The following is a 1,892-nucleotide window of genomic DNA, read 5'->3' on the forward strand; positions in this document are numbered from 1 at the left end:
CAGGTGCGGACACCATCTTCATCGGCGGGCCGGTGGTGACGGTGACGCCGTGGGCGCCGGAGGTTGAAGCGCTGGCGGTGACCGGCAGCCGGATCAGTGCGGTCGGAGCCAAATCAGACGTGCTGCGGCTGCGGGGGCCGCAGACCAGGGTCGTCGACCTGCGGGGGCGGGCGCTGCTGCCGGCGTTCGTGGAGCCGCACGGACACCCGTTCGAGATGGGCACCACACTGGCCCCGCCGGCCGTCGATGTGCGGCCGTTCACGGTTCCCACCGCGGGCGGAGTCTTCAGCAAGCTTGACGATGCCGTAGCGGACACGCCCAAAGGCCGCCCGATCCTCTTGACCGGTGTCGATCCGCTGCTGCAGACCGGCCTGCAGCCGTTCACCCGAACCGAGCTGGACAAGTTGGTGCCGAACAATCCGGTCGTCATCATCGCCAATAGCGAGCAGGCCGCCTACGGCAACACCGCCGCCTTCGCTGCGGCCGGTATCACCAAGGATTCGCCCAACCCGCCCGGAGCGGAGTTCGTGCACGGCCGCAATGGCGACCTCACCGGCGAAGTCCTCGAAGAGGGTGCGCTGATGGCGCTCACCGCGCCGATCCTCGCCACGATCACGGCCAACACGCGCGACAACGTCCGCTGGGCCTACAGCCGACTTGCCCAGGCCGGCTTCGCCACCGCCAGCGAACACTCCTACGACGCCAGGCGTCAGCGTGAAGTGTTCGAGCAGTTGGCGGCCGCCCCTGACTGCACGATGCGGATCCGCGCCTACGAGGTCGGCACCCCGGAGCTGGCGGCCGATTCGGGCAACGTGCGCGGCAGGCGGGCCGGCGCCGAGGTGTTGTTCAGCAAAATCGGGATGAAGCTGTGGGCCGACGGTTCACCCTGGCAGGGCAACATCTTCACCACATTTCCCTACCTGACGAACGCGACGACGGCCCAGATGGATCTGGGGCCGGACCACCGCGGCGGAATGAACTACACCCCTGCGCAGATCGAGGAGCTGGCAGCGGCGTTCGTCGGTCAGGGCTGGCAGCTGTCGTGTCATGCGCAGGGCGACGCCACGGTCGGGGTCGTGCTGGACGCCTTCGACAAGATTCAGGTACCGCCGGTGCTGCGGCCGCGGCTGGAGCACGTCGGCGCCATGCGCCCCGACCAGTTCGTACGGGCGGCGACGATGGGTGTCAGCGCCAGTTTGTTCATCGAGCAGGTCTACTACTGGGGAGATGTGCTGGTGGACAAGCTCTTCGGGCCCGAGCATGGCGCGCGGTGGATGGCGGCCAAGTCGGCGCTGGACGCCGGTGTGCGCATGTCGTTTCACAACGATGGCATCGTCACCCCACCGGATCCGATCGGCAACATCGCTACCGCGGTGACCCGGGTGGCCAAGGGCAGCGGCCGGAAGCTGGCCCCGGAGCAGCGCATCGATATCGACGCGGCGATCAAGGCGCAGACGCTGGATGCTGCCTGGCAGCTGCGCCTCGATGGGGAAACCGGCAGCCTGGAAACCGGCAAATGCGCAGATCTGGTCGTGCTGTCCGGGAATCCGCGGCGCGTGCCGCCGGAGCAGCTGCGCGACGTGGGGGTTGAGGCGACGTTTCTGATGGGGCGACAGACCTACGGGGAGGTGCTGGGCTGAACCCACCCCGTTGGCAGCGGATCGGGTCGCGCTGATCTCCTCCCGAACGGTGCGCTATGCTGTCGAACAACGTTGGCGTCCTGAACGCTAGGTGCCGACAACGTCGTGGAATCTCCGTCATCCATCGGCCCCGGCCGCAGCCAACCAGCCGCGGAACTCCGAAACCAGATGATCCGTGCACCCAGCACAGGCTTTTCTCGCGGCGATCGATTTTGCCCACCGGCAATCTCGCCACCTTGTGCTGACTGCGCG

At 67.5% G+C, this 1,892-nt stretch carries 1 protein-coding gene; it reads left to right on the forward strand.

Annotated elements, in window-relative coordinates; translation table 11 throughout:
* Positions 1 to 1,640: amidohydrolase (locus AC2VOP_RS08185; RefSeq protein ID WP_486960499.1), on the forward strand; the 1,640-nt coding region annotated here is incomplete at its 5' end.
* Positions 1,641 to 1,892: the final 252 nt, after the last annotated feature.

Source organism: Mycobacterium sp. TH-M106 (genome assembly GCF_057473765.1).